The following is a 23,979-nucleotide window of genomic DNA, read 5'->3' on the forward strand; positions in this document are numbered from 1 at the left end:
CCGCCGCCAGCCAACCGCCTCGGCTAGCGTGGCCCCCCGATGCCGTCGCCGACCGCGCGCCCGATCCCGACGACCGCCGACGACCCGCGGCTGCTGCTGGCCGTCCCGAACGTCAGCGAGGGCCGCGACCGGGCCCTGGTCGCGGCGATCGGCCGGGCCTACGCGGCCGGCGGGGCGCGGCTGCTCGACGTCCACCTCGACCCCGACCACCATCGGGCCGTCCACAGCCTGGCCGGCACCCCGGGCTCGCTGGCGGCCGCGGTCGCGGCGGGGGCGGAGGCGGCGATCGAGCGGATCGACCTGCGCACGCCGCGCGGGCTGCATCCGCACGTCGGCGCGATCGACGTGGCGCCGATCGTCTTCCTCGACGAGGCGCGGCGGGGGGCGGCGATCGTCGAGGCGCTGGCGCTGGCGGCCCGGCTTGGCGAGCTGGGGCTGCCGGTGCTGCTCTACGGCCTGCTCGGCGGCGGCCGGACCCGGGCCGAGCTGCGGCGGGGCGGGCCGGCGGCGCTCGCGCGGCGGCTGGCCGCGGGTGAGCTGCGGGCCGACTTCGGTCCCCAGCGGGCCCACCCGACCGCCGGAGCGGTGCTGGTCGCCGCGCGGCCGCCGCTGATCGCCTTCAACCTGGAGCTGGCGCCGCCGGCCGGTCTCGACGACGCCCGCCGGATCGCCGCGCTGGTCCGCGACGGCGGTCCCGAGGGGCTGCCCGGGGTCCGCGCGATCGGGCTCGAGCTGGCGCGACCGGACGGGCTGGCGGGGGCAACCGACGCGCCCGTGGCCCAGGTCTCCTGCAACGTCGAGGACCACCGGGCGGTGCCGCTCGCGGCGCTGGTCGCCGCCGTCGCCCGCCACGCGCCGGTGGCCGGCTGCGAGCTGGTCGGGGTGCCGCCGGCCGCCGCCTTCGCCAGCTTCCCCGACGACCTCCCCGTCCGCGGCCGGCGGACGCTGGAGGAGGCGCTGGCCGCCTCCTCCTGAGCGGCGCCCGCTCAGCCCAGCCGTTCGAGCCAGCCGGCGACCGCGTCCCAGTACGCGGCCGCGGCCTCGACGAAGGGGAAGTGCCCGCTGTCGAGCAGCGCCAGCGTCCCCCGTGGGGCGGTGGCCGCGATCCGGCGGGCGCAGGCCGGCGGCGTCACCCGGTCGTGCTCGCCGCCGATCGCCAGCACCGGCGCGGCGGTCGCGGCCAGGGCGCCGAGCGCGTCGAGCTCGCCCCAGTCGCGGTCGTGGAAGGGCGCGGGACGCCACGCCACCCGCTCGAGCATCCGCAGACCGGCGGCGACGTCGTGGCAGAGGACCGGCAGCTCGTCCTCCCAGATCGCCCGGCAGCCGGGACCGTCGGCGACGGTCGCCTCGCGCTCCTCGGCGGCGGTGAAGCGCGCGGCCACGGCCGGCGGCAGGCCGGCCAGCGGGTCCTCCGGGGCCTCCGGCGGCGGCTGCTCGTCGACGTCGGTGCAGGACAGGATCCACCCGCGGGCGGGCAGTCCGTCGACCAGCAGCTGGGCCGCGACGTAGCCGCCGAACGAGTGACCGAGCACCACCGGGTCGGCGATCCCGGCCGCCGCGATCGCGTCGGCGATCGCCCGCGCGTGGCCGCGGAGGGTCCAGGCGTCGGGTCCGACCGGATCGGGCGACTGGCCCGAACCCGGCAGGTCGAGCAGCAGCAGGCCCGCCCCGCGCTCGCGCAGCCGCTCGGCGCCGGGCAGGAAGACCGAGCCGTCGAGGGCCGGACCGGGGTGGAGCAGCACCACCGTCGGCGCCGCCCCGGAGCCCGCCCAGCGGCCGGTCGCCGCCAGCGCGACGGCGTGCAGCGGCGCGCTCACCGGCGGCTCCGGCCGAGGGCCGCCGCGGGACCGGCCGCGAGCGTGGTCGCGGTGCTCGCCGGTCGCCGGCCGAGCGGCGCGGCCTCGCCGGCGATCGGGCGCCGCAGCAGCTGCCGGACCCGGGCCGGGTCGCCGTCGGCGGTCGCCAGGGCCCACATCAGCTTGACCGTCGCCGTCGCCGTCAGCACGCCGGGCAGGAAGCTGATGCCGGCCTCGGTCAGGGTCGGCAGCGATGGGTAGTACGAGCCGGCCACGTCGGGGGCCGCGGCGACCGTCGCGACGACCACGCCGCCGCGGCCGCCGACGAAGCGCGCGAACCGCTCCAGCGAGGCGTCGTCGGAGCCGGTCGGGCCGGTCGCGCAGGGGTAGAGCTCGACCGCGATCCCGCGCAGGTCGCCCGCCACCACCGCCTGCTCGAGGGCCGCGAACGGCATCCCCGGATGGACCCGCAGCTCCAGCACCCGTGGGTCGAAGCGGGCCACCGTCGGCGCGTTCGGCGGCGGGGCCGGCAGCGGCCAGGGCGCCAGCCGCCGCAGCCGCCCGTCGACGACCCGCGCGACCGGGCCGCCGTTGGGCGAGACGAACGCCTCGCCCGAGGCCCGGTGCTTGCGGACGCGGGTCCCCAGGTGGACCAGCGCGTCGCCGTCGGCGGTCCCCGCGAAGATCAGGTAGACGCCGGCCGGTAGCGTGCGGAGGGCGGTGATCGCCTGGCGGACGTTGTTGCGGGCGTCGCTCTCGGGGTGGTCGGGCGGCAGGTTCGAGCCCGTCAGGACCACCGGCACCGCCAGGTCGGCGAGCGCGAACGAGAGCGCCGCGGCGGTGTAGCCCATCGTGTCGGAGCCGTGGAGGACGCAAATCGCCTCGGCGCCGCGCTCGGCCAGCCGCCGGCAGGCGGTGGCGATCGCCTCCCAGTCGGCGGGGCGGGCCTCCTCGGAGTGCAGCTCGATCGGCCGTCGCAGCGTCAGCTGGTGGGGACCGAAGGCGGCCAGCGGGCCCGCCAGCCAGCCCGGCATGCCGCCGGCGCCCTGCCCGCGCACCAGCCGGACGACCTCGGCGTCGTCGGAGCTGGTCGACCCGATCGTCCCCCCGGTGAGGACGAGGCCGAGGCGGTTGCGAGCCATCCGGTCCAGCGTACGGGGTCGTCCGCGAGACCCGCGGGAGCGGCGCTGCACGGCCCGCGGCGACGCCCGTCGCTACCCTTGCTGACGCGGATGGCCCGGACGACGAAGCGCAAGACCAAGCACCGCGGCAATGCCGCCGGGATGATCGAGACGCGCGGCGGCACCGGTGGCCGCAGCGGCGGCCCGCCGTCCCGCAACGGCAAGGGCCCGCGCGACGGCAAGCGGGTCGACCCGCGCCTGCGCGAGCCGACCTGGCGCTCGGCCTTCATCCGGGCGCTGGTGGCGGCCGCGATCTTCGTGGTCGTGATGCTGGCGCTGAAGGGCAGCGTGGCCGGCGTCGCCGTCACCGGCGTCGTCCTGCTCGGCCTCTACACGCCGTTCGGCTACTACACCGACCGCTTCTTCTACCGGCGCCGGATGGCGAAGCTCGGCCAGCAGGTCCGCGCCAAGAAGTGACGCCGCCCCGCGGCTGATCCCCCGAACGGAGCCCCGCCATGGACGTCCGCATGTTCACCCTGGGAATGATCCAGGAGAACGCCTTCCTCGTCCGCCGTCCCGGCGCCGCCGAGGCGGTGATCGTCGACCCCGGCGACGAGGCCCCGAAGCTGCTCGCCGCCTTCGAGGAGCTGGGCGTGACGCTGGCCGGGATCCTCGTCACCCACACCCACTTCGACCACATCGGGGCGGTCGCCGACCTCCACGACGCGACCGGGGCCGAGGTCTGGTGCCCGGCCGGCGAGGTCGAGATCCTGCGCGACCCGAACGCCGTGATGCGCTGGGAGGGCTTCGGGCCCTTCCGCGGCTACGACCCCGAGCACCTGGTCAAGGGCGGCGACGTCGTCTCGCTGGCCGGGTTCGACTTCCAGGTCGTCTCGACCCCGGGCCACAGCCCCGACCACGTCACCTACGCGCTGCCCGAGGAGGGGGCGCTGTTCTCGGGCGACGTGCTCTTCCAGGGCTCGATCGGCCGCACCGACCTGCCGGGGGCGGACCACGCCACGCTGCTGGCCTCGATCGCCACGCTGCTGGAGCGGTTCGACGACGCCACCACGGTCTTCCCGGGCCACATGGGCCCGACGACGCTCGGGCGCGAGCGCCAGACGAACCCGTTCCTGCTCGACCTGCCGAAGCCGGCGTGAGCGAGTCGCTGCGCGCATCGCGCGGGACCCACGACGTCCTGCCGGACGAGGCCGACCGCCGGCACGCGATCGAGGGCATCGTCCGCCTGGAGCTGGAGGCGGCCGGCTACCGGCGGATCGAGACGCCGATCTTCGAGCCGACCGAGCTGTTCCACCGCGGCGTCGGCGACTCGACCGACATCGTCCAGAAGGAGACCTACACCTTCGACGACCGCGGCGGCCGCAGCCTGACCCTGCGCCCCGAGGGCACCGCCGGCGTCGCCCGCGCGTACCTGGAGCACGGCATGCACAAGCTGCCGCAGCCGGTGCGGCTCTGGTACTGGGCGCCGTTCTTCCGCTACGAGCGCGCCCAGGCCGGGCGCCAGCGGCAGTTCTGGCAGTTCGGAGCCGAGGCGATCGGCAGCGAGGACCCGGCGCTCGATGCCGAGGGGATCGTGCTGCTGAGGCGGATCGTCGACGGGGTGCTGGCGATGGCCGGCAAGGACGAGGCCGCCCGCGCTGGCGTCCGCCTGCGGCTCGGGTCGCTCGGCTCGATCGCGGCCCGCGCCGCCTACCGCGAGCGGCTGGTCGATTACCTGCGGGCCCACGAGCAGCGGCTCTCGCAGGAGGTCCGCGAGCGGATCGACCTCAACCCGCTGCGGGCGTTCGACAGCGACGACCCGTCGACGCGCGAGGTGATGACCGGCGCGCCGCTGCTGCTCGACCACCTGGACGCCGAGGACGCCGAGCACTTCGCTGAGGTCCGGGCGCTGCTCGACGCGGCTGGCGTCGGCTACGAGATCGACCCGACCCTGGTCCGCGGCCTCGACTACTACAGCCGCACGGTCTTCGAGCTGACCTCGGACGCGCTCGGCGCGCAGTCGGGCGTCGGCGGCGGCGGCCGCTACGACGGCCTGCTCGACCAGCTCGGCGGCCCGGCCACGCCGGCCTTCGGCTGGGGCTCCGGGGTCGAGCGGCTGCTGCTGGCCGCCGGCGAGGGCTTCTCGCCGGTGCCGCGCGGCGACACCACCTACGTGGTCTGGGCCGAGGGCCGCCGCCACGAGGCGTTCGCGCTCGTCCACGCCCTGCGCGAGCGTGGTCTCCCGGCCCAGCTCGACCTCGGTGGCCGCGGGATGAAGGGCCAGCGGCGGCGCGCCGAGCGGGCCCGGGCGCGCTACGTGGCGACCGTCGCCGAGGACGGCGCGATCGGCGTCCGCGACCACGAGACCCGGGTCGAGGAGCAGGTCACCGACGTCGCGGCGGCGGTCGACCGGATCGACGGCTGAGGGCAGCAGACCGACCGCCCGTGACGGCCGATACCGTTGCGGGCGATGTCCGACCACGACCAGCGCCCGTCCGCGACCACCCCGACGCCCCCGAACGCCGACGGTGATCGCCGCCAGGCGCTCGACGCGCGGATCTCGGCCCTGGTCCGCGACACCGTGGCCGGTGCGCCGATCGCCGCCAACCGCTTCCGCGGGGTCTGGGCCGGGACGGTCGGCAGCGACCAGGTCGGGCAGACGCTGCGGGTGGCCGGCTGGGTCCACCGCCGCCGCGACCACGGCGGCCTGATCTTCGTCGACCTGCGCGACCGGACCGGGCTGCTGCAGGTGGTCTTCGATCCCGAGACGTCCGGGCCCGAGGTCTTCGCCGCCGCCGAGCGGCTGCGCAGCGAGCACGTGATCTCCGTCGAGGGCGAGCTGACCGGCCGCGGCGCCGAGCACGTCAACCCGAAGATGGCGACCGGCGAGGTCGAGCTGCGGGTCGCGTCGCTCGACCTGCTGGCCGAGGCCGAGACCCCGCCGTTCCCGGTCGACGAGGACGGCGACGTCGACGAGCTGCTGCGGCTGAAGCGGCGCGTGATCGACCTCCGCCGCGAGCGCAACCGCGACGCGCTGCTGCTCCGCAGCCGGATCGTGCGCGCGATCCGCGACGCGATGGAGGAGGAGGGCTTCCTCGACGTCGAGACGCCCTACCTGACCCGCTCGACGCCCGAGGGCGCGCGCGACTTCCTGGTCCCGTCGCGGCTCCAGCCCGGCAGCGTCTACGCCCTGCCGCAGTCGCCGCAGCTGTTCAAGCAGCTGTTCATGGTCGCCGGCCTCGAGCGCTACTACCAGATCGTCCGCTGCTTCCGGGACGAGGACCTGCGGGCCGACCGCCAGCCCGAGTTCACCCAGCTCGACGCCGAGCTGAGCTTCGTCGACGAGGACGACGTGATCGCCGTCTTCGAGCGGGTGATGGCGCGCGCCTTCGCCGCCGGAGGGCTCGAGCTGGCCGCCCCCGCGTGGGAGCGGATGAGCTACGACGAGGCGCTGCTGCGCTACGGCAACGACCGCCCCGACCGCCGCTTCGGGCTCCAGATCCAGGAGCTGTCCGACGCCCTCCGCGGGACCGAGTTCAAGGTCTTCGCCGGCACGCTGGCCGGCGGCGGCGTCGTCCGCGGCCTCAACGCCGGCGCCCTCACCGTCCCCCGCAAGCAGCTCGACGAGCTGACCGAGATCGCCAAGAAGGGCGGGGCCGGCGGCCTCGTCTGGGGCTTCGTCGAGGAGGACGGCTCCTGGCGCTCGCCGATCGCGAAGTTCCTCACGCCCGAGGAGATCGACGCGATCAAGACCACGCTCTCGGCCTCGCCGGGCGACCTGCTGCTGATCGTCGCCGACCGCGCCGCGACCGCGGCCTCGGTGCTCGGCACACTGCGGCTGGAGCTGGCCGACCGCTTCGGGCTCCGCGAGGACCGCAACGACGTGCTCTGGATCGTCGACTTCCCGATGTTCGAGCACGACGCCGGCGAGGACCGCTGGGACGCCGTCCACCACCCCTTCACCCAGCCCTGCGCGCCCGGCGGCGGCGAGCTGACCGCCGACGACCTGCGCGGCTCGGGCCCCTACGGCCCCGACGGGGCGGAGGGTCCCGGGGCGCTGCGCTCGCGGGCCTACGACCTGGTCGTCAACGGCTGGGAGGTCGGCGGCGGCTCGGTCCGGATCAACCGGATCGAGCAGCAGCGGGCGGTCCTCGACCTGCTCGGCTTCTCGCCCGAGGAGGCCCAGGCCCAGTTCGGCCACCTGCTCGACGCGCTCCAGGCCGGCGCCCCGCCGCACGGCGGGATCGCCTTCGGGATCGACCGCCTGGCCGCGCTCTGCGCCGGCCGCGACTCGCTGCGCGACGTGATCGCGTTCCCGAAGACCGCCTCCGGCGGCGACCCGCTGACCGGCGCCCCGGCCCCGGCCGCGGCGACCCAGCTGCGCGACCTCGGCCTGCGGTCGACGGTCGAGCCGGCGCCCGCCGGCTGAGCCCGCTCAGGGGGCGTGGCCGAGCTGGTCGGCCACGACCCCGGCGGTCAGCACCAGCAGGTCGGCGGTGCTGGTGAAGGTCAGGCCGGTCAGCTCGCCGATCCGCCGCAGCCGATGGTCGAGCGAGTTCGGGTGGAGGTGCAGCGCGCTGGCCGCGGCGCGGCGGTCGAGGTCGGCCTCGAGATAGGCCCGCAGGGTCTCGGTGAGGTCGGGGCCGCGGCGGGCGCCTGGGTCCTGGAGCCGGCCGACGACCCGGTTGCGGACGGCCAGCGCCAGCTCCGGGTTGGCGTCGACCAGCAGCTCGAACGGCCGGTCGGCGACCGTCACCAGCCCACGGTCGTCGTGGTGGCGGGCGATCCGCAGCAGCGAGCGGGCGGTCGCCAGCTCGCGGGTCAGCGCGTCGCCGCGGACCGGGTCGGCGACGGCGGTCACCAGCGCCGGCGGCAGCTGCTCGACCGGCAGCTCGGCGGGGACGACGGCCAGCACCTCGCGGCCGCGCTCGGCGGCCGGCCAGCCGGCGGTCCGGAAGCTGGCGGCCAGCTGGCCGGGACCGGCGGCGGGCGGGGCGAGGGCGGCGACCGGCCGCAGCCGCGCCTCCGGGTCGAGCCCGAGGTTGCGCGTCGCGGCGGCCACCCGCCGCGGGTCGGCGACCGGCGAGGTCAGGGCGTCGATCAGCTCGCGGCTGGCGGTGACGGGCACCGGCCGATCGTCGTTCGGCGCCTCCTTGGCGGCGCGGGTGACGGCGCTGGCGTAGTGGAACATCCGGCCCGCCACCATCGGCAGCACCTGGCGCTCGGAGGCGGTCGTCTCGGCCAGCACGGCCTGCCAGACCATCGCGCCGGCGGTCCCGATCGCCCGCAGGGTGTCCTCGGGCGTGACGCCGAGCTGCAGGTGCTCGAGCACCCGCTCGTCGGCGCGCCGGAACTCCAGCTCGCCGGCGGGACGGTCGTCGCAGAGGACGTCGAGGATCTCGTCGATCCCCTCGCGGACGCCGGGCAGCAGCGCGACCTCGACGTCGGGCAGGGCGGCGAAGCTGGGGTAGCCGGCGCAGTAGGCGTCGGTGATCGCGCGGGCCAGCGCGTCGCGGTCGATGCGGGCGGCGATGTCGGCGGCCAGCGCCGCCGGGTAGGGCTGGGAGGCGGCGCTCGGGGCCGGCGTGGCTCCGTCGCGGCGGAGCGCGGCGGCGGTCAGGCCGACGGCCAGCACGCAGCGGTCGCGGAGCCGCGTCAGGTCGACGCCGGCGATCGCCTCGATCCGGCTGGCGCGGTAGCGGAGGGTGCTGGGGTGGAGGCCGAGCGCGGTCGCGGCCGCCTGGCGGTTGAGGTTCGCGTCGAGCAGCGCGGTCGCGGCGGCCACCAGCTCGCCGTCGCCGCGGCCGGCGGCGGCGAGCCGGTGGACCGGGCGGGCGAAGGTGGCGGCGATCGACGGCGCGCCGAGCAGCATCCGCTCGATCGCCAGGTCGGGCTCGGCCAGCGTCCCGTGGCGTCCGAGCCGGGCGGCGGTCGCGGCCAGCTCGGCCAGCCGCTGCCAGGCGTCCTCGCGCTGCTCCAGGTCGATCGGCTCGCCGACGGCGACGACCGTGGTCGGTTCGATCCCGTCGGCGGCGGGCGCCGCGGCGGCGAGCCCGACCACGACCCGGTGGCGGGTCAGCGCGATCGCGCCCGCGCCGCGCAGCCGGCGGGCGATCGCGGCGTGCTCGCGCGGGCGGCCACCGGCGGGACGGACGACGAACGGGATCCGGGTCCGGTCGAGGTCGATCCCCAGCCGCTCGGCGGCGGCGCGGGCCTCGGGGTCGGCGGCGAGCGCGGGGGAGGCCAGCAGCGAGCGGGTCGCGGACTCCTCCTCGTAGGGCTCGGGCGCGCCGGCGCCCATCGCCACGACCACGTCGTAGATCATCCCGGCGCTGCCGAGCAGCCGGCCGCAGGCGGCCAGCAGCGGCTCCAGCTCGTGCGGGTAGGAGGTCCGGGCCAGCGCCTCCCAGAGGACCGGGGTGCCGACGGCGAACCAGCCGACGACGTCCTCGACCCGGACGCCCCAGACGGCCAGGTCGGCGCAGCGCTCGCCGATCTCGCGGGCCTCGGCCGAGCGGTACTCGCGCTCGCGGGCGAGGGCGTCGAGCAGCTGCTCGACGCTGCGGGCGACCGTCTCGCGCAGCGGACCGTCGAGCACGTCCGGGGGGATCGCGCCGAGCGCCGGCACCTCGACGGTGATCCGGGCCAGGATCGCGTCGACGACCGCGGTCCGGTCGACCCGGTCGCAGACCGCCGCCACCGACGGGGCGCGGCCCTGGGCGCCCTCGGCTGGTCGCTGCGCGTTGGCGACGATGTTCGCTGGCTCCCTTCCCGACGGCGGACGAGCGAGGGACCGGAACGATTTCGACCCCCCTGGCAGGTCACGCTAGCAGCGCCGAACGGCTCCCTGACTGGTGTACAGCGGCACCTGGGACGGATTGTGGCTCGTCGTCCCAAGTTGCATCGCTCAAGTTCGTGACGGGCGACGAATCACGCCGCTCCGGCGTGGTCGAGAATCCCTGCTGCTGACGGTGATGGGCCGTCGGCGCAACCAACAGAAGGGGGACCAATGCCAGTCCGGACTCTCGGTCCGAGGACTCGACGCGCTCGGATCGCCACGGCGATCGCGACCGCCGCCACCGCGGCGGCGCTGTTCGCGGCACCTGCCGGTGCCGTGCCGCAGAGCTACCCGATCCCGCTCGACACGATCACGAGCACGCCCGCCAGCGGCACGCTCACGGGCGGCGTCGAGTGGGCGGTCGACAAGGGCGGCCCGAACGCGTCGTTCACCTGCACCACCGGTGACCAGACGTGGACGTTCGACCGCACGGTCGACCTGCGCTTCGGCATCACCGGCCTCAACGCGCCGGGCGAGTCGGTGCAGCTGCCCGAGGGCGTCGAGGCCGAGACGATCGATCCGCTCCACCAGTGGGATCCGGCCACGCGCACCGTCTCGCGCGTGACCAACGCGAGCCAGAACCGCGTCTCGACGTTCCGGCTCAACGGCGTCGACTCGCTGGTGCTGACCCCGGTCGGCGGCTGCAACTGGGTCCGCAACGCGGCGTTCATCGAGGTCGTCGCCGACATCCCGGCGACGCCGCCGACCGTCGACATCAGCGGTCCGGCCGACGGGGCCGAGTACTTCGCCGGGCAGGACGTGCCGGCGGCGTACAGCTGCGAGGGCCAGGACGGGGCGACGATCGCCTCCTGCGAGGGCGACGTGCCGAACGGCCAGCCGATCGACACCACCACTCCCGGGGCGCACTCGTTCAAGGTCACCGCGACCGACAGCGACGGCAGCGTGACGGAGAAGACGGTGAACTACACCGTCCGCAAGTCGAAGGCCGGGATGCGGATCTACCCGTCGATCCTGGCGGTGCTGCCGGCGAAGCCGGGCAAGGGTCTGCTGCCGCTGGTGCCGTTGGCGCGCGTGTCGCTGACGTTCGCGGCGCGTCTGACCGACGAGGGCGGCAAGCCCGTGGTCGGTGAGAACGTGACGTTCACCGGTGCGGGTGGTTCGTGCACCGCCAAGACTGACGCGGACGGCGTCGCCAACTGCGGCGACTTCGTCAACGGTCTGGTGTCGCTGCTGTCGCTGGGCTACACGGCCCGCTTCCACGGCAGCGCCACGCAGGAGCCGGCGGCCGGTCAGGGCTACCTGATCGAGGCCACCGACCTGGGCCTGCGGCTGCTCTAGCCGCTCCCGAGACGGGCGAGGGGCGTGTGCCGCGCTCCTCGCCCGCCCTCAGTCGGCGGCCGCGCCGACCCGCTCGGGGACCGCGCTGAAGCGGTAGTCGTCGAGGTCGAAGCGGGCGCTGCGCCAGGCCGCCTCGAGCGTCAGCGACGAGCGGAACGGCACGTCGCCGTGGCGGTCGAAGTAGTAGCTGTTGGCTCGCGTGCAGCTGTCCTGGAAGAACACCTGGCGGTCGCGGCGGGCCAGCATCGAGGCGAAATAGCGGTCGTTCGCCTCGCGCGTGACCTCGACCGCCGTCGCCCCGTCGCGGCGGGCGCGCTTCAGGCAGCGGACGATGTGGCGGACCTGGTTCTCGATCAGCGTGAAGTAGCTGGCGCCGTTGTAGCCGTAGGGCCCGAGGACCAGGAACAGGTTCGGGAACCCGGGCACGCTGATTCCCTCGTAGGCCTGGAAGCGGTGCTCGTCCCACCACCGCTCGAGGTCGACGCCGCCGCGGCCCGCGATCGCGAACGGCGGCATGTTGCCGGGGTCGAAGACCTTGAAGCCGGTGGCCAGGATCAGCACGTCGGCCGGGTGCTCGGTGCCGTCGGCGCAGCGGATCCCGGTTGCGGTGATCGCCTCGATCGGGGTCGTCTCCAGCGTCACGTTCGGCCGGTTGAAGGTGGCCAGGTAGCTGTTGGAGAAGCTCGGCCGCTTGCAGCCGACGGCGTAGTCCGGGGTCAGCTTGGCGCGGACCTCCGGGTCCCTCACCTGCCGCCGCAGGTGCGCGCGGCCGAGCCGCTCGGCGCTGCGGGCGACCGGCACCACGCCGTGGAAGTGGGCCGGCAGCGGGAAGGTCGCCTCGACGAACGCCTGGCTGGCCACGCGGGTCGCCAGCTTCGCGCCCGGCAGCCGCGAGAGCGCCGTCCGGACCGGCCACGGCAGCGCCCCGTCCGGCCGCGGCAGGCACCAGATCGGGGTCCGCTGGAGGACGGTCAAGTGCTCGACCTCGGGCGCGATCGCCGGGATCACCTGGACGGCCGAGGCGCCGGTGCCGATGATCGCCACCCGCCGCCCGGCCAGCGAGACGTCGTGGTCCCAGCGGGCGGTGTGCATCACGTCGCCGGCGAAGTCGTCGACCCCGGCGATCTCGGGCCGCTTCGGCTGCGTCAGGACCCCGGTCGCCCCGATCACGAACCGGGCGGTGAGCGGCGGGCCGCCGGCGATCTCCAGCCGCCACCGGTGGGCCTGCTCGTCGAAGCTCGCGCCGACGACCTTGGTCCCGAAGCGGATCCGGCTGCGCAGCGCGTAGGCGTCGACGCAGTGCTCGGCGTAGGCCTTCAGCTCGCGGCCGGGGGCGTAGACGCGCGACCAGTCGGCCCGCTGCTCGAACGAGAACTGGTAGCTGAACGAGGGGATGTCGACGCCGATCCCCGGGTAGGTGTTCCAGTGCCAGGTGCCGCCGACGCCGTCGCCCTCCTCGAGCAGGACGTAGTCGGCGATCCCCGCCTCGTCGAGCTTGATCGCCGCGCCGATGCCGGAGAACCCGGCCCCGATCACGACCACCTCGTGGTCCGGCTGGTCGCTCATCGCTGCTCCTCGCTCGGGGTCTCGATCAGGCGTCGCATCGCGTCCAGGTAGCGGCCGCGGCCCAGGTGCAGCACGTGGCTGCCCGGGAACCAGTGCAGCTCGGGCCGCTGCCAGTGCTCCCACAGCAGCACGCTCTGCGACGGCGGGGCCAGCCGGTCGCCGAGCCCGGCGACGATCATCAGCCGCTCGCGCGCGATCGCCGGCGGGTAGTGCAGCGGGCTGTGGACGAGCAGCGCGGCCTCCAGCAGGTCGCGGGGGATCCCGGCCAGCCGCCGTGCCGCGGTGCTGGCCACGTTGGCCGGGAACCAGCGGTCGATCAGCGGCGGCAGGCAGGTGACCGCCGCGTTCGGGATCGCGAAGTCGAGCCGCGGGTCGACCGCCGCCGCCAGCGCGCTGGTGTAGCCGCCGAGCGAGAGCCCGGTGACCCCGATCCGCGGCGCGCCCTGGGCCTGCAGGTGGTCGAGCAGGGCCCGGAAGTCGTGGATCGCGTGCAGGATCGCCTCGCTGAAGTGGGCCATCCCGTGGGCGAACAGCTCGACCCCGTTGACCGGCGCCCAGCGGCCGCGGCGGGAGCCGTGGAAGGGAAGCGTGTAGAGCGCCACGTCCCAGCCCTCGGCGAAGAACCGCGGGAGCGAGAGGAAGGCGCTGTTGAACCACGCCGGCGAGGCCCCGAAGCCGTGGATCACGCACAGCGTCGGCCGCGGCCCGTCCTCGTGGCGCCAGTGCTGGGCGCGGGCGGTGCCGTTGTTGACGTGGCGGGCGTAGTCGCGGCGCAGCGCCGGGTTGCGGGCCACGTAGGGGCTGGCGAAGCGCAGCAGCTCGACCCGGCCGCCGGGCACCCCGGGACCGCGGCCGGCGGTCGCGACGACGTCGACCCGTTCCGGCGGCAGGAAGACCTGGGCCGGGTCGCCGGCGGCGGCCAGCTCGGCGTAGAAGGCCAGCCGCTCGTGCTCGTGGCGACCCTCGCGGGTGACGGCCGAGGGCAGCACCGCCCCGGCCACCACGCTCGCGAGCCCGGCCCGCAGCGCGTAGTCGCTGGCGACGGTCGCGCGGTAGGCCAGCTGGGTGGTCAGCGGCAGGTCGCCGGGCTTCGGGAGGGCGGCGGCGCTCACGAGCGGCCTCCGCCGAAGCCGGCGAACGCCCGCGCCAGCGGGGCCCGGCGGGCGAGCTGCTGGAGCGGTCCCGGCACCACCGGCAGCAGCCGGTAGGCGAGCGCCGACTCGATCCCGACCGGCACCAGCTCCTGGTTGCGCTCGACCGCCCGCACGATCGCGCGGGCGACCAGGTCGGGGGAGTGGCCGTGGCGGAAGGCGTCGGCGATCCGCTGCTGGCGATCGGCGACCGGCCCGACCATCCGCGTACGGCGGGCGATCGGGGTGTCGATCACGCCGGGGCAGATCGCGCTGACGCCGACCCCGGCGCCGGCCCAGTCGGCCCGCAGGCAGCGCGAGAGGGCGACCACCGCCGCCTTCGACGCGCAGTAGGCGGCCATGTCGCGGTGCATCACGTAGGCCGCGCCGGAGGCGACGTTGACCACGTGGCCGCGGCGGCGGGCCACCATCCGGGCGCCGAAGGCCCGCGATCCAGCGGCCACGCCGTCGAGGTTGATCCCCATCAGCCAGTCCCAGTCCTCGCTCGTCGACTCCAGGAAGGGGCCGGCGATCCCGACCCCGGCGTTGTTGACCACGACGTCGACCGGGGCCTCGGCCTCGATCGCGGCGGCCAGCCGCTCGACGGCGGCCGCGTCGGCGACGTCGCAGGTCCAGGCGCTCGCTCTCGGGCCGGCCTCGCGGCAGGCGACCGCGGTCCGGTCGGCGGCGTCGCCGTCGATGTCGACGCAGGCGACGGTCGCGCCGCGGGCGGCGAACCGCAGCGCGGTCGCGCGGCCGATCCCGCTGCCGGCGCCGGTGACGACGACGTGGGCGCCGTCGATCGCGATCCGGCTCATGCCGCCACCGCCTCGGGCGCGGCGACCGGCCGGCGGCGGCGGGCGACCATCGGCATCCCGTAGCGGGGCCGGATCGTCATCGTCGCCTCGCGGGCGATCGGGTGGCCGGGCAGCAGCTCGTAGGTGAAGCTGCGGCTCATCATCGCGGTGATCAGGGCCATCTCGATCAGGGCGAAGCTCTGGCCGGCGCAGACCCGGCGGCCGCCGCCGAAGGGCAGGTAGGCGCAGCGGTGGCGATCGCGGCCGTGGCCGGGCAGGAAGCGGGTCGGGTCGAAGACCTCCGGGTCGGGCCAGAAGCGCTCGTCGTGGTGGAGCTCGTTGACGGGGATGATCACCACCGAGCCCTTGGGGATCCGGTGGCCGCCGATCTCGTCGTCGGCGACGCAGACCCGGGGGACGATCCAGGCGGGGGAGAAGAGCCGCATCGCCTCCATCGCGCAGGCGGTGGTCCAGGGCAGCCGGCGGACGTCCTCGAAGGTCGGGCGGCGGTCGCCCAGCACCTCGTCGACCTCGGCCAGCATCCGCGCCCGGGCCTCCTGGTTGATGGCCAGCAGGTGCCACATCCAGGCGAGCGCGTTGGCGGTCGTCTCGTGGCCGGCGAGCATGAAGGTGCAGGCCTCGTCGCGGACCCGCCGCAGCGGCAGCGGGCGGCCGTCCTCGTCGCGGATCGAGAGCAGCAGGCCGAGCAGGTCGTCGTCGCGGCCGGGGGTCCGGCGGCGTTCCTCGATCACGCCCCAGACGGTCCGGTCGATCGTGGTCAGGACGTCGTGCAGCTGGTTGATCGGGGGCGGCAGGAAGGAGACGCGCTGGATGATCGCCACCGCCAGCCGCACCAGCGGGACCGGCGGGTTGGTGGCGAGGATCACCCGCGCGGCGCGCTCGGAGCCGCGCAGGCCGAGGGTGACGCGGGAGCCGATCCGGCGGGCGAGGTCGGCCATCCCGCGGCCGAAGAGCGCCGAGCCGACGACGTCGAGGGTCAGCTCGGTCATCGCGTGGGTCATCTCGATCGGCTGACGCGGAGACGGGTCGGCCTCGTAGCGGGCCACGAACCGCTCGATCGGGTCGACCATCAGGTCGAAGAGGTCCTGCAGGTGGCGCTTGGCGAGGACCGGGTTGATCATCATCCGGTGCTGGCGCCAGGACTCCTCCTCGTCGGTGAAGAGGCTGAGCCCGACGGCGGCGCGGAGCATCTCGTACTCGACCGACTTGTGGTACCGGTCGACGCCGCCGTGGAGCACGTGGTCGACGTGGTCAGGGTGCTTGAGGACGTAGACCGTGCGGCGGTTGAAGCGGAAGCAGGCGATGTCCTCGCCGGGGATGCCGCGGACGATCGGGCTGTCGACGCCGAGCCCGTGTCGGACCACGTCGCCGATCACCCGGGCGCCGCTCATCCGCGGCGTGCGGAGGGTGGTGGCGGTGGCGGTCATGCCCGGGCCTCGCGGGTGCGCTGGTGGCCGGGCCGGGAGCGAGGCTCCACGGCGGCCGGATCCTGGTCGGTCACCGGTCCCTCCGAACGTCGGATTTCATCGATCACGTGATCGATGAGCGGCAGAGTACCATTGACCGATCACGTGATCGACGAAATCGTCAGCGCGACGCCGGAGCAGCGCACCACCCGGGCTCAGCAGCGGGCGGCGACCCGCGACGCGATCGTCCGCGCGACGGCCGATTGCCTGGTCGAGGAGGGCTACGGCGAGCTGACCACCCGTCGCGTCGCCCAGCGCGCCGGCGTCGCCCAGAGCACGGTCATGCACCACTTCGCCACCCGCGAGGCGCTGCTGGTGGTGGCGGTCGAGCACCTGGCGGCGCGCCTGGCCGCCGACGTCTTCGCCCGCGTCGACCTGGCGGCCCTGCGGACCCCGGCCCACCGCGCGGCGGTCCTCGACGAGGCGTGGAAGGAGTTCACCTCGCCCGCCTCGCTGGCGGCGGCCCAGGTCTGGGCGGCGGTCTGGGCCGAGCCGGAGCTGGCCCCGACCCTCCGCGAGCTCGAGACCCGCGTGACGGTGATCATCTTCGACGCCGCCAGCGCCCTCTTCCCCGAGCTGGCCGACGACGACCGCCTGCCGGCCCTGATCGACTCCTCGGTGGCCCTGATCCGCGGCCTGGCGGCGGCGATCCCGATCTGGGGCTCGGACGCCGTGACCGCCCGCTGGCAGGCGATCAAGCCGCTGCTGCTGGAGGCGGCGGCGCACCTGCTGGATGGGTGAGGCGACGGACTCGAACTCCCCGCCTCGCCCCGCACCCCCGACTCGCCGCCGGCCCCGACCTGCGACGGTCCCGGCATGGCCGTCCGCGGCACCCCGATCGTCTTCTTCCGCAGCGAGGGCACGCGCTACCGCTCGCGGCTGGAGCGGGCCGACGGCGTGACGATCGAGCTGGACGGCGGGGGCTACAACAAGGTCGGGGGAGCGGTCGGGCGGGTGCCGCACGACCTGGCCCACTTCGTGGTCGAGGACGCGCTGGGGCTGGAGCAGGGCCTGTGGGGCGTGATCGTCGCCGGCGGGCTCTTCGGGCACACCGCGGTCGTGGCCGGGCGCCAGCCGCCGCACGCCGCACGCCAGGCCCAGGCGGTGGTCGACGCGGCCGGCGACCGGCTCTCGCAGGCCGAGATGCTGACCCGCGCCGTCTCCGACCTGGCCCGGGCCGAGCGGTTCCGCGACGTCGCCGGGCTCGAGCGCGCGCTCGGGGACCGCTGGTGGAAGCCCGGTCTGACCGCCGACCAGCTGCAGGCGGCCTGCATCGGGCTGCGGACGGCCGCCGACGGGTGGGCCGCGCTGGCGCCGGGCGGGTCGCTGGAGCGGGTCTGGCGCCTTCCGCTGCCGCGGCGCTGACCGCGGTCGCCGGCGAAACGCCCTACCGTGACCCCCATGCGCATCGAGGACCGCGCCGGCCACCGGCTCCTGCACCTGGACGAGGACGGCCCGGCCATCGGCTCGGGCCCCTCGGTGGCCGACCTGATCGGCGACGCCTGGGCCCACGAGGCCGACCTGATCGTGCTGCCGGTCGCGCGGCTCGACCCGGCCTTCTTCGACCTCCGCTCCGGCTGGGCGGGCGAGCTGACGCAGAAGCTCACCAACTACCGCCTGCGGCTGGCGATCGTCGGCGACGTCGACGGCCACGCGGCCGCCAGCGGCGCCTTCCGTGACTACCGCGGCGAGGCCAACCGCGGCGGCCACGTCTGGTTCGTCCCCGACCTGGCGGCGCTCGACGCGCGGTTGGGGGAGGGCGGCGGGGCGTAGGCGGGGAGGGGGCGAACGTCGCACGCCCACCCGCGCCGCGCCGCCGCGCGACGAACCCCGTCGCGGACGGTGGTCGACGTCACACGGGGCGGGGCGGGCGCGCGGCGTGTGACGTTCGCCCCTCCGCGCGCCGGGGACCCACCAACGTCCCGACGGCCCGTCCCCTCAACCCGCCCGCCGCGCCTCCACCAGCGTCCGGCTGGCGACGGCCCGGAAGGACCCCTCGCGCTCGATCCGCTCGTGCAGCGCCCGCAGCTCCGGCTCGTGGACGGTCACGTCGAAGCCGGGCACCAGCCAGATCACCTTGCGCAGGAACCAGACCACCGCGCCGACGTCGTGGAAGGCCATCGGCAGCCGCTCCGTGCGCAGGTCGACCACCGCGAGTCCCGCCGCGCGGGCGGCCGCGGCCTCGTCGTCGGGGTCGCGCGCCCGCCGCGCCTCGGGCTGCGGGCCCAGGAAGTGCTCGACCAGCTCGAAGACGCTCGCCGGACCGACGTGCTGGGCCAGGTAGGTCCCGCCCGGCGCCAGCACGCGGGCGATCTCGGCCCACCAGATCGTCGCCGGATGGCGGCTGACCACCAGATCGAAGGCCCCGTCCGCGAACGGCAGCGGCGGCGCGTCGTCGTCGGCCACCACCACCGCGCCCCGCGGGTGCAGACGGGCGGTCGCCGCGGCGACGTTCGGCGGCCAGCCCTCGGTCGCCACCATCGTCGGCGGCAGCCGCGGCACCCCGGCCAGCACCTCCCCGCCGCCGGTCTGGACGTCGAGCGCTGCCGTCGCCCGCGCCAGCCGCTCGCCGATCAGCCGCTGGTAGCGCCACGACGGCCGCGCCTCGCTCGCCCGCCCCGCCAGCCACGAGAAGTCCCAGCCCGCGGCCGGCGCGGCCAGGGCCTCGGCGATCAGCTCCTCGTAGCGGGCCATCCCGGCATCGTCGCAGCGGTCGCCGGCGGCCCGGTCGCCGCCGCCAGCGCCTCGGGCATCCGCTCGTCGAGCCCGATCCGGTCGTGCAGCCGCCGCAGCGGCCCCGGCGACCACCAGTTCCAGTCCCCGAGCAGCGCCATCAGCGACGGCACCAGCAGCGTCCGGACCACGAACGCGTCGAGCAGGACCGCGAACGCCGCGCCGCCGCCCATCTCCTGCAGGAACACCACCTTCGAGGTCAGGAACGCGCCCAGCGCCACCGCCAGCAGCAGCGCCGCCGCGGTCACGATCCCGCCGGTCCGCTGGATCCCGACCGCCACCGCCTGGCGGTCGCGGTCCGGTCCCGGCGGCCGCGCGTCGCGGGCCTCCTTGATCCGGGTCAGGAGGAAGACCCCGTAGTCGGTCGAGAGGCCGAAGACGATCGCCACCATCACCAGGAAGTCGGTCTGCTCGATCCCGCCCTGGCTGCGGTAGCCGAGCAGCCCCTCCAGCCGCCCGTCCTGGAAGATCCAGACCAGCATCCCGGTCGCCGCCGCGGTCGTCAGCAGGTTCATCAGCAGCGCCTTGATCGGCAGCACCACCGAGCCGGTCATCAGCCACAGGATCGAGAGCGTCGTGGCCAGCAGCAGGCCGATCCCCAACGGCAGCATCCGGCTGACCGCCGCCCGCTGGTCGTGGAGCGACGCCGCCTCGCCGCCGACCGCGCGCGGGAACGGCGCCGGCACCGCCCGCACCGCCTCGACCGTCCGCAGCGCCGGGTCGGAGATCGCGCTGCCGGCGGCGCGGACGTCGATCTGCCAGGTGTCGCGCCCGAGCGACCGCGGCGGCGCGACCGCGGTCACGCCCTTCGCGCCCCGCAGCGCCGTCGCGTAGGCGGCGACCCGCGGCCCGGCGTCGGCCGGCGCCCGCACCGCGACGGTGATCGGGCTGGTGGTGACGGCCGGGAAGTCGCGCCGCATCGCGTCGTCGACCACCCGCGCGCTCTTGCTCTCGGGCAGGATCGACGCGTCGACGCCGGCCCAGGTCGTCCGCAGCGACGGCGCCGCCAGCAGCAGCATCAGCACCGCCGCGGCGACGGCGAACAGCCCCGGCCGCCGCATCACCGCGCGGGCGGTCGCGTACCAGCGGCCCTGGCCCTCGGGCAGCGGCCGGACCCGGCCCAGCCGCCGGCCGAGCAGCATGAACAGCGCCGGCAGCACCAGCAGCGAGGTGGCCCCGGCGACCAGCGACACCAGCGCCCCGCCGATCCCCATCGAGAACAGGAACGGCAGCGGGAAGACGCAGAGGCAGGCCAGCGCCGCCGCCACCGTCAGCGAGCTGAAGACGACCGTCCGGCCGGCCGTCGCCATCGTCCGCCGGACGGCCAGCGGCGGGTCGTGGCCGGCGCCCAGCTCCTCGCGGAAGCGCGAGACGAGGAACAGCGAGTAGTCGATCGCCAGCCCCAGCCCGGCGCCGATCACCAGGTTGAGCGCGAAGGGGGAGAGGTCGATCGCGACGTTCGCCACCCGCATCAGGGCGAAGGTCGAGAGCACCGTCATCGCGCCGACGGCCAGCGGCAGCAGCGCGGCGATCCCGCGGAAGAAGAGGAAGGCCAGGATCGCCAGCACCGGGAAGGCCAGCAGCTCGCCGCCGGCCAGGTCCTCCGCCGCCTGGGCGTTGACCTGGACGAAGCCGACGTCGGCCCCGCCCAGGTGGACCGCCCGCTGGCCGGCGAGCGCGTCCTCCAGCCGGTCGACCGCGTCGCGGCGGTTGGCGTCGGCCCGCAGCGTCGCCGCGATCACCGTCGAGCGGCCGTCGCGGGCGACCAGCGGCGACGGCCGCCCGGCCGGCGGCACGTCGACCCGGGCGACGGCCGGATCGGCCCGCAGGGTCGCGGCGGCGCGGGCGACCGCGGGACCGCCGGGACGGTCGCGCACCAGCGCCAGCACGCCCGGCTCGGTCGCGGTGCCGGTCGCCCGCTCCAGCTGCTTGCGGGCCTGGGCGGCCTGGGCGCCGCCGTCCTCGAACGCGCGGTCGCGCTCCAGGATCCCGGCGGCGGGACCGCCGAAGGCGGCGGCGACGAGGAACGCCAGCAGCGCCACGACGGCGACGCGGCGCGGGCGGCGGACGCCCAGCAGGGCGAGGCGGTCGAGCATCGGGGATCTCCGGATCGCGGTCGGGTGCGGGGCGCGCGAGATCGGCCCCACGGGTGATTGCTGTACATGTACATTGTTCATCTACGGCCGTCAAGCGCTTCCGCCGACGGCCCTGACTAGGCTGGGCCGAACCGATGGCAGGACGCGAGCGCAATCCCCGGGGCGAGGGCGAACGGCTGCGCACGACGCTGCTCGACGTGGCGACCGAGCTGCTGGCCGAGGTCCACGACATCGACAAGCTCTCGGTCCGCGCGGTGACCGCCCGCGCCGGGGTCAGCCCGACCGCGCTCTACCTGCACTTCGCGGACAAGGCGGCGCTGATCGGCGCGGTCAAGGACCGTTGCTTCACGGCCCTCACGGCGCAGATGACGGCGGCGGTGGCCGCCGAGGACGAGGACGATCCGCAGGCCCAGCTGCGGGCGGTCGGGCGGGCCTACCTGGCCTTCGCGCGCGAGCAGCCGGGCTGGTACGCGGTGATGTTCGGGACCAACTTCCGCGACCACTTCCAGGCCGAGGACTTCGAGGCCGGGGCCAACGCGCCGATGGACGCCTTCGGCCTGCTGGTGGCCGCCGTCGCCCGCTGCCTCGACCCGTCGGCGGGCGAGCAGGAGGCGTTCGAGCTGGCCACGATCCTGTGGGCGGTCGTCCACGGCCGGGCCTCGCTCGGGCAGGCGATCGCGCGCTTCCCGTTCCCCGACGAGGAGCGCTGGCTGACCCGGATCGTGGCGGCCGTGATCGCGCCGGCCAGCGGTCTTCCCGGCGGCCGCGCCAGCGATTAATGTCCTCATCATCAACTGCGTGGAGACCGAGGAGCACCACCCCCGATGATCGATCCCCTGTCGCGCTGGGCCGAGCACGGCGAGAAGCCCGACTACGCCGGCCTGCTCAGCTATGCGGGACTGCCCTACAGCGAGGACCCCGCCGACCTCCACGGGGTCGACGTGGCGATCGTCGGCGCGCCGATGGACGACCTGGTCTCCGACCGTCCCGGCGCCCGCTTCGGTCCGCGCGCGATCCGGGCCGCGAGCTGCCCGCCCGGCCCGCACCTCGAGGTCGGGGTCGACGCCTTCGCGGTCCTGAAGGCGATCGACTTCGGTGACGCCGCGGTCCTGCCCGCCGACCCGGTCCGCTCGCACGCGGCGATCGAGGCGACGGTCCGGCAGGTGCTCGACGCCGGCGCGCTGCCGGTGGTGCTCGGCGGCGACCACTCGATCGCCGAGCCCGACATCCGCGCCTGCGCGGCCAAGCACGGCCCGGTCGGGCTGGTCCACTTCGACACCCACACCGACACCGGCCGCACCGTCTTCGGCGTCGAGCGCTCGCACGGCACGCCGATGTACCGGCTGGTCGAGGCCGGCCACGTCGATCCGACCCGCTACGTCCAGGTCGGCCTGCGCGGCTACTGGCCGGGCGAGGAGGAGTTCGGCTGGCAGCGCGAGCGGGGGATCACCTCGCTCTTCATGCACGACGTCCGCGACCGCGGGATCCGGGCCGTCGTCGCCGACGCCGTCAAGGCCGCCGCCGGCCCCGGCGGTGACCGGCCGGTCTTCCTCTCGGTCGACGTCGACGTCCTCGACCCGGCCTTCGCGCCCGGCACCGGCACCCCCGAGCCGGGCGGGATGACCTCGGCCGACCTGCTGTGGGCCTGCCGCACGGTCGCCGCCGAGGTCGAGCTGGTCGGGCTCGAGGTGGTCGAGGTGCTGCCGGAGCGGGTCGGCTCGCGCGACATCACCGCGATGGTCGCCGAGCGGGTCGTCCGCGAGGCGCTGACCGGCGTCGCGATGCGGCGCCTGGGAGCGTCGGCCCCGACCGGCTGATCGGCGCGGCGGCCCGGCCGTCTGCGACGCTGCCCTGCGCGCCGGGCCGACCGGCGCGCCCGACCCCACCCAGGAGCGACGCAGCGATGGCCAGTCCCGACCCGACCGAGATCGCGAGCCTGGCGCCGGCCGCCCTCTACGCCCGCCTGGAGCAGGCCGACGAGCGCGAGTTCGCGGCCCTGATCGACGACCCCGCCAGCCACGACGCGGTCGTCGACGCGCTCGCCCGCCACATGGCCGGGACCTTCCGCAGCGACCGCGCGGGCGACCTCGACGCGGTGATCCACGTCAAGCTGTGGGACCGCCCGGGCGGCGGCTACGACCACCTCGAGCTGGTGATCGGCGGCGGCAGCTGCGTGCTCGCCGACGAGCCGACCCGCGACCCCGACCTGACGCTCAAGGTCCGCCCGATCGACCTCCGCGGGATCCTCGTCGGCCAGACCGGGCCGCGGCGGCTGGCGATGCGCGGCAAGCTGCGCGTGCTCGGCGACCTCAAGCTCGGGATGCGGCTGCCCGAGCTGTTCGCCTTCGACGCTTAGCCGGTCGGCGGCAGCGGGCGGGCGTGGGGCGAGTCCGCGATCGCCTTGATGCCGGGGAAGAAGATCTCGGCCATCCAGTCGACCAGCTCCTCGACCGGCACCTGCTGGTTCTCGCGCCACCAGACGGCCAGGCCCTCGAAGGCGGTGTTGACGGCGTGGGCGATCGCCTCGACCCGCCAGCGGTCGAGCTGGACGCCCATCTCCTTCAGCGTCTCGCTGGTCAGCATCGTCAGCAGCGCGCTCTGCTGGGCCCGCACCTGGAGGATCGGCTCGGCGCCCGGCTCGGGGCCGGCGGTCAGCAGCAGGTCCCAGCCGCCGCCCTCCTCGGCGACCCAGCGGAGGAAGGCGATCGCGCCGGCCCGCAGCCGCGCTTCGGGGTCCTCCTCCGAGAGCACGCCCTTGGTGACGACGCCCGCCAGCTCCTCGCCGGCCAGGTCGACGCAGCGCAGGTAGAGCGCCTCCTTGCTCCCGACCAGGTCGTAGACGACCGGCTTCGAGACGCCGGCGCGGTTGGCCAGCTCGTCCATCGAGGCCTGCTGGTAGCCGCGTTCGGCGAACAGCTCGCGGGCGAGCTGCAGCACCTGCCGCTCGCGGACGGCCCGCGGCACGCGGCCGCGACGGTAGCCGCCGACGTCGCCGCTGGCGGGCACGTCCGCCTCGGCGGAGGCGGGGGAGGGAGCGCTGTTCTCGAGCGAAGCCATGCCTGGTTCATCATGCTCCCGCAACCGGCGGTGAAACGTCGAGTGCCGTGCGGGGTCTA

General features: G+C 75.6%; 22 protein-coding genes. 12 read left to right on the forward strand and 10 right to left on the reverse strand.

Annotated elements, in window-relative coordinates:
• The first annotated feature begins 39 nt into the window (after positions 1 to 39).
• A complete protein-coding gene (locus tag SH587_RS15595) occupies positions 40 to 975 on the forward strand; it encodes a hypothetical protein (protein WP_320671558.1) in 936 nt (311 codons plus the stop codon).
• Between the two features lie 11 nt (positions 976 to 986).
• Here SH587_RS15595 and SH587_RS15600 read toward each other — a convergent pair whose 3' ends face one another.
• Together SH587_RS15600 and SH587_RS15605 are read right to left on the reverse strand one after the other, a co-directional pair.
• Positions 987 to 1,817: an alpha/beta fold hydrolase gene (locus tag SH587_RS15600; RefSeq protein ID WP_320671559.1), complete on the reverse strand. Its 831-nt coding sequence runs from the start codon at positions 1,815 to 1,817 to the stop codon at positions 987 to 989.
• The gene (locus SH587_RS15605; protein ID WP_320671560.1) at positions 1,814 to 2,938 is read right to left on the reverse strand and encodes an asparaginase; all 1,125 of its coding nucleotides are present in this window, start codon (positions 2,936 to 2,938) and stop codon (positions 1,814 to 1,816) included. Before SH587_RS15605 ends, SH587_RS15600 begins: the two co-directional genes overlap by 4 nt.
• Before the next feature lie 90 nt (positions 2,939 to 3,028).
• Between SH587_RS15605 and SH587_RS15610 the strand changes: the two genes are divergently transcribed.
• Genes SH587_RS15610 through aspS form a run of 4 tightly spaced genes read left to right on the forward strand, consistent with a single transcriptional unit; the run spans position 3,029 to position 7,346 of the window.
• Positions 3,029 to 3,394, forward strand: a complete 366-nt coding sequence (locus SH587_RS15610; RefSeq protein ID WP_320671561.1) for a hypothetical protein — start codon at positions 3,029 to 3,031, stop codon at positions 3,392 to 3,394.
• Between the two features lie 38 nt (positions 3,395 to 3,432).
• A complete protein-coding gene (locus SH587_RS15615) occupies positions 3,433 to 4,077 on the forward strand; it encodes an MBL fold metallo-hydrolase (RefSeq protein WP_320671562.1) in 645 nt (214 codons plus the stop codon).
• A complete protein-coding gene (gene hisS / locus SH587_RS15620; RefSeq protein WP_320671563.1) occupies positions 4,074 to 5,342 on the forward strand; it encodes a histidine--tRNA ligase in 1,269 nt (422 codons plus the stop codon). Before SH587_RS15615 ends, hisS begins: the two co-directional genes overlap by 4 nt.
• Positions 5,343 to 5,387: 45 nt before the next feature.
• Positions 5,388 to 7,346, forward strand: coding sequence for an aspartate--tRNA ligase (gene aspS / locus SH587_RS15625; protein ID WP_320671564.1), 1,959 nt, complete (start codon positions 5,388 to 5,390; stop codon positions 7,344 to 7,346).
• Between the two features lie 6 nt (positions 7,347 to 7,352).
• On the opposite strand, the gene SH587_RS15630 is transcribed toward aspS, so the two are convergent.
• Complete coding sequence (locus SH587_RS15630) at positions 7,353 to 9,617, reverse strand: PucR family transcriptional regulator (protein WP_320671565.1); 2,265 nt, start codon at positions 9,615 to 9,617, stop codon at positions 7,353 to 7,355.
• A 414-nt stretch (positions 9,618 to 10,031) separates the two neighbouring features.
• Between SH587_RS15630 and SH587_RS15635 the strand changes: the two genes are divergently transcribed.
• Entirely contained in the window at positions 10,032 to 11,054 is a 1,023-nt protein-coding gene (locus SH587_RS15635; protein WP_320671566.1) for an Ig-like domain-containing protein, read from the forward strand.
• Positions 11,055 to 11,102: 48 nt separating this feature from the next.
• On the opposite strand, the gene SH587_RS15640 is transcribed toward SH587_RS15635, so the two are convergent.
• Genes SH587_RS15640 through SH587_RS15655 form a run of 4 tightly spaced genes read right to left on the reverse strand, consistent with a single transcriptional unit; the run spans position 11,103 to position 15,995 of the window.
• A complete protein-coding gene (locus SH587_RS15640; RefSeq protein ID WP_320671567.1) occupies positions 11,103 to 12,620 on the reverse strand; it encodes a flavin-containing monooxygenase in 1,518 nt (505 codons plus the stop codon).
• A complete protein-coding gene (locus SH587_RS15645; protein ID WP_320671568.1) occupies positions 12,617 to 13,732 on the reverse strand; it encodes an alpha/beta hydrolase family protein in 1,116 nt (371 codons plus the stop codon). Before SH587_RS15645 ends, SH587_RS15640 begins: the two co-directional genes overlap by 4 nt.
• Entirely contained in the window at positions 13,729 to 14,568 is an 840-nt protein-coding gene (locus tag SH587_RS15650) for an SDR family NAD(P)-dependent oxidoreductase (RefSeq protein ID WP_320671569.1), read from the reverse strand. Before SH587_RS15650 ends, SH587_RS15645 begins: the two co-directional genes overlap by 4 nt.
• Positions 14,565 to 15,995 carry a cytochrome P450 gene (locus SH587_RS15655; RefSeq protein WP_320671570.1) on the reverse strand — a complete coding sequence of 477 codons (1,431 nt, stop codon included), beginning with the start codon at positions 15,993 to 15,995 and terminating at the stop codon, positions 14,565 to 14,567. Before SH587_RS15655 ends, SH587_RS15650 begins: the two co-directional genes overlap by 4 nt.
• 144 nt (positions 15,996 to 16,139) lie before the next feature.
• Here SH587_RS15655 and SH587_RS15660 point away from each other — a divergent pair, with 144 nt between their 5' ends.
• From SH587_RS15660 to SH587_RS15670, 3 genes are all read left to right on the forward strand, one after another.
• Positions 16,140 to 16,775, forward strand: a complete 636-nt coding sequence (locus tag SH587_RS15660) for a TetR/AcrR family transcriptional regulator (protein WP_320671571.1) — start codon at positions 16,140 to 16,142, stop codon at positions 16,773 to 16,775.
• A 75-nt stretch (positions 16,776 to 16,850) separates the two neighbouring features.
• Positions 16,851 to 17,399, forward strand: coding sequence for a hypothetical protein (locus SH587_RS15665; protein WP_320671572.1), 549 nt, complete (start codon positions 16,851 to 16,853; stop codon positions 17,397 to 17,399).
• A 36-nt stretch (positions 17,400 to 17,435) separates the two neighbouring features.
• Positions 17,436 to 17,807: a DUF4180 domain-containing protein gene (locus tag SH587_RS15670; RefSeq protein ID WP_320671573.1), complete on the forward strand. Its 372-nt coding sequence runs from the start codon at positions 17,436 to 17,438 to the stop codon at positions 17,805 to 17,807.
• 165 nt (positions 17,808 to 17,972) lie between these two features.
• Here SH587_RS15670 and SH587_RS15675 read toward each other — a convergent pair whose 3' ends face one another.
• Both SH587_RS15675 and SH587_RS15680 read right to left on the reverse strand, forming a co-directional pair.
• The gene (locus tag SH587_RS15675) at positions 17,973 to 18,728 is read right to left on the reverse strand and encodes a class I SAM-dependent methyltransferase (RefSeq protein WP_320671574.1); all 756 of its coding nucleotides are present in this window, start codon (positions 18,726 to 18,728) and stop codon (positions 17,973 to 17,975) included.
• Complete coding sequence (locus tag SH587_RS15680) at positions 18,707 to 20,863, reverse strand: MMPL family transporter (RefSeq protein ID WP_320671575.1); 2,157 nt, start codon at positions 20,861 to 20,863, stop codon at positions 18,707 to 18,709. Before SH587_RS15680 ends, SH587_RS15675 begins: the two co-directional genes overlap by 22 nt.
• 134 nt (positions 20,864 to 20,997) lie before the next feature.
• Here SH587_RS15680 and SH587_RS15685 point away from each other — a divergent pair, with 134 nt between their 5' ends.
• The 3 genes from SH587_RS15685 to SH587_RS15695 all read left to right on the forward strand — a co-directional run bounded on the left by SH587_RS15685 (position 20,998) and on the right by SH587_RS15695 (position 23,219).
• The gene (locus SH587_RS15685; protein ID WP_320671576.1) at positions 20,998 to 21,642 is read left to right on the forward strand and encodes a TetR/AcrR family transcriptional regulator; all 645 of its coding nucleotides are present in this window, start codon (positions 20,998 to 21,000) and stop codon (positions 21,640 to 21,642) included.
• Between the two features lie 45 nt (positions 21,643 to 21,687).
• Positions 21,688 to 22,680, forward strand: coding sequence for an agmatinase (speB, locus tag SH587_RS15690; protein ID WP_320671577.1), 993 nt, complete (start codon positions 21,688 to 21,690; stop codon positions 22,678 to 22,680).
• An 86-nt stretch (positions 22,681 to 22,766) separates the two neighbouring features.
• The gene (locus tag SH587_RS15695) at positions 22,767 to 23,219 is read left to right on the forward strand and encodes an SCP2 sterol-binding domain-containing protein (protein ID WP_320671578.1); all 453 of its coding nucleotides are present in this window, start codon (positions 22,767 to 22,769) and stop codon (positions 23,217 to 23,219) included.
• Here the strand turns inward: SH587_RS15695 and SH587_RS15700 are convergent.
• A complete protein-coding gene (locus SH587_RS15700; protein WP_320671579.1) occupies positions 23,216 to 23,920 on the reverse strand; it encodes a TetR/AcrR family transcriptional regulator in 705 nt (234 codons plus the stop codon). The two genes, SH587_RS15695 and SH587_RS15700, sit on opposite strands and share 4 nt — an antisense overlap.
• Positions 23,921 to 23,979 lie beyond the last annotated feature (59 nt).

The organism is Patulibacter defluvii (genome assembly GCF_034096925.1).
Classification (GTDB): domain Bacteria; phylum Actinomycetota; class Thermoleophilia; order Solirubrobacterales; family Solirubrobacteraceae; genus Patulibacter; species Patulibacter defluvii.

Excerpts from the sequence above, each read along its gene's own strand:
- SH587_RS15595 (WP_320671558.1), top strand. The coding sequence starts at position 40 with ATGCCGTCGCCGACCGCGCGCCCGATCCCGACGACCGCCGACGACCCG.
- SH587_RS15605 (WP_320671560.1), bottom strand. The coding sequence starts at position 2,938 with ATGGCTCGCAACCGCCTCGGCCTCGTCCTCACCGGGGGGACGATCGGG.
- SH587_RS15695 (WP_320671578.1), top strand. The coding sequence starts at position 22,767 with ATGGCCAGTCCCGACCCGACCGAGATCGCGAGCCTGGCGCCGGCCGCC.
- SH587_RS15675 (WP_320671574.1), bottom strand. The coding sequence starts at position 18,728 with ATGGCCCGCTACGAGGAGCTGATCGCCGAGGCCCTGGCCGCGCCGGCC.
- SH587_RS15665 (WP_320671572.1), top strand. The coding sequence starts at position 16,851 with ATGGCCGTCCGCGGCACCCCGATCGTCTTCTTCCGCAGCGAGGGCACG.
- SH587_RS15655 (WP_320671570.1), bottom strand. The coding sequence starts at position 15,995 with ATGACCGCCACCGCCACCACCCTCCGCACGCCGCGGATGAGCGGCGCC.
- SH587_RS15700 (WP_320671579.1), bottom strand. The coding sequence starts at position 23,920 with ATGGCTTCGCTCGAGAACAGCGCTCCCTCCCCCGCCTCCGCCGAGGCG.
- SH587_RS15650 (WP_320671569.1), bottom strand. The coding sequence starts at position 14,568 with ATGAGCCGGATCGCGATCGACGGCGCCCACGTCGTCGTCACCGGCGCC.
- SH587_RS15680 (WP_320671575.1), bottom strand. The coding sequence starts at position 20,863 with ATGCTCGACCGCCTCGCCCTGCTGGGCGTCCGCCGCCCGCGCCGCGTC.
- SH587_RS15610 (WP_320671561.1), top strand. The coding sequence starts at position 3,029 with ATGGCCCGGACGACGAAGCGCAAGACCAAGCACCGCGGCAATGCCGCC.
- aspS (WP_320671564.1), top strand. The coding sequence starts at position 5,388 with ATGTCCGACCACGACCAGCGCCCGTCCGCGACCACCCCGACGCCCCCG.
- SH587_RS15685 (WP_320671576.1), top strand. The coding sequence starts at position 20,998 with ATGGCAGGACGCGAGCGCAATCCCCGGGGCGAGGGCGAACGGCTGCGC.
- SH587_RS15615 (WP_320671562.1), top strand. The coding sequence starts at position 3,433 with ATGGACGTCCGCATGTTCACCCTGGGAATGATCCAGGAGAACGCCTTC.
- SH587_RS15640 (WP_320671567.1), bottom strand. The coding sequence starts at position 12,620 with ATGAGCGACCAGCCGGACCACGAGGTGGTCGTGATCGGGGCCGGGTTC.
- SH587_RS15670 (WP_320671573.1), top strand. The coding sequence starts at position 17,436 with ATGCGCATCGAGGACCGCGCCGGCCACCGGCTCCTGCACCTGGACGAG.
- speB (WP_320671577.1), top strand. The coding sequence starts at position 21,688 with ATGATCGATCCCCTGTCGCGCTGGGCCGAGCACGGCGAGAAGCCCGAC.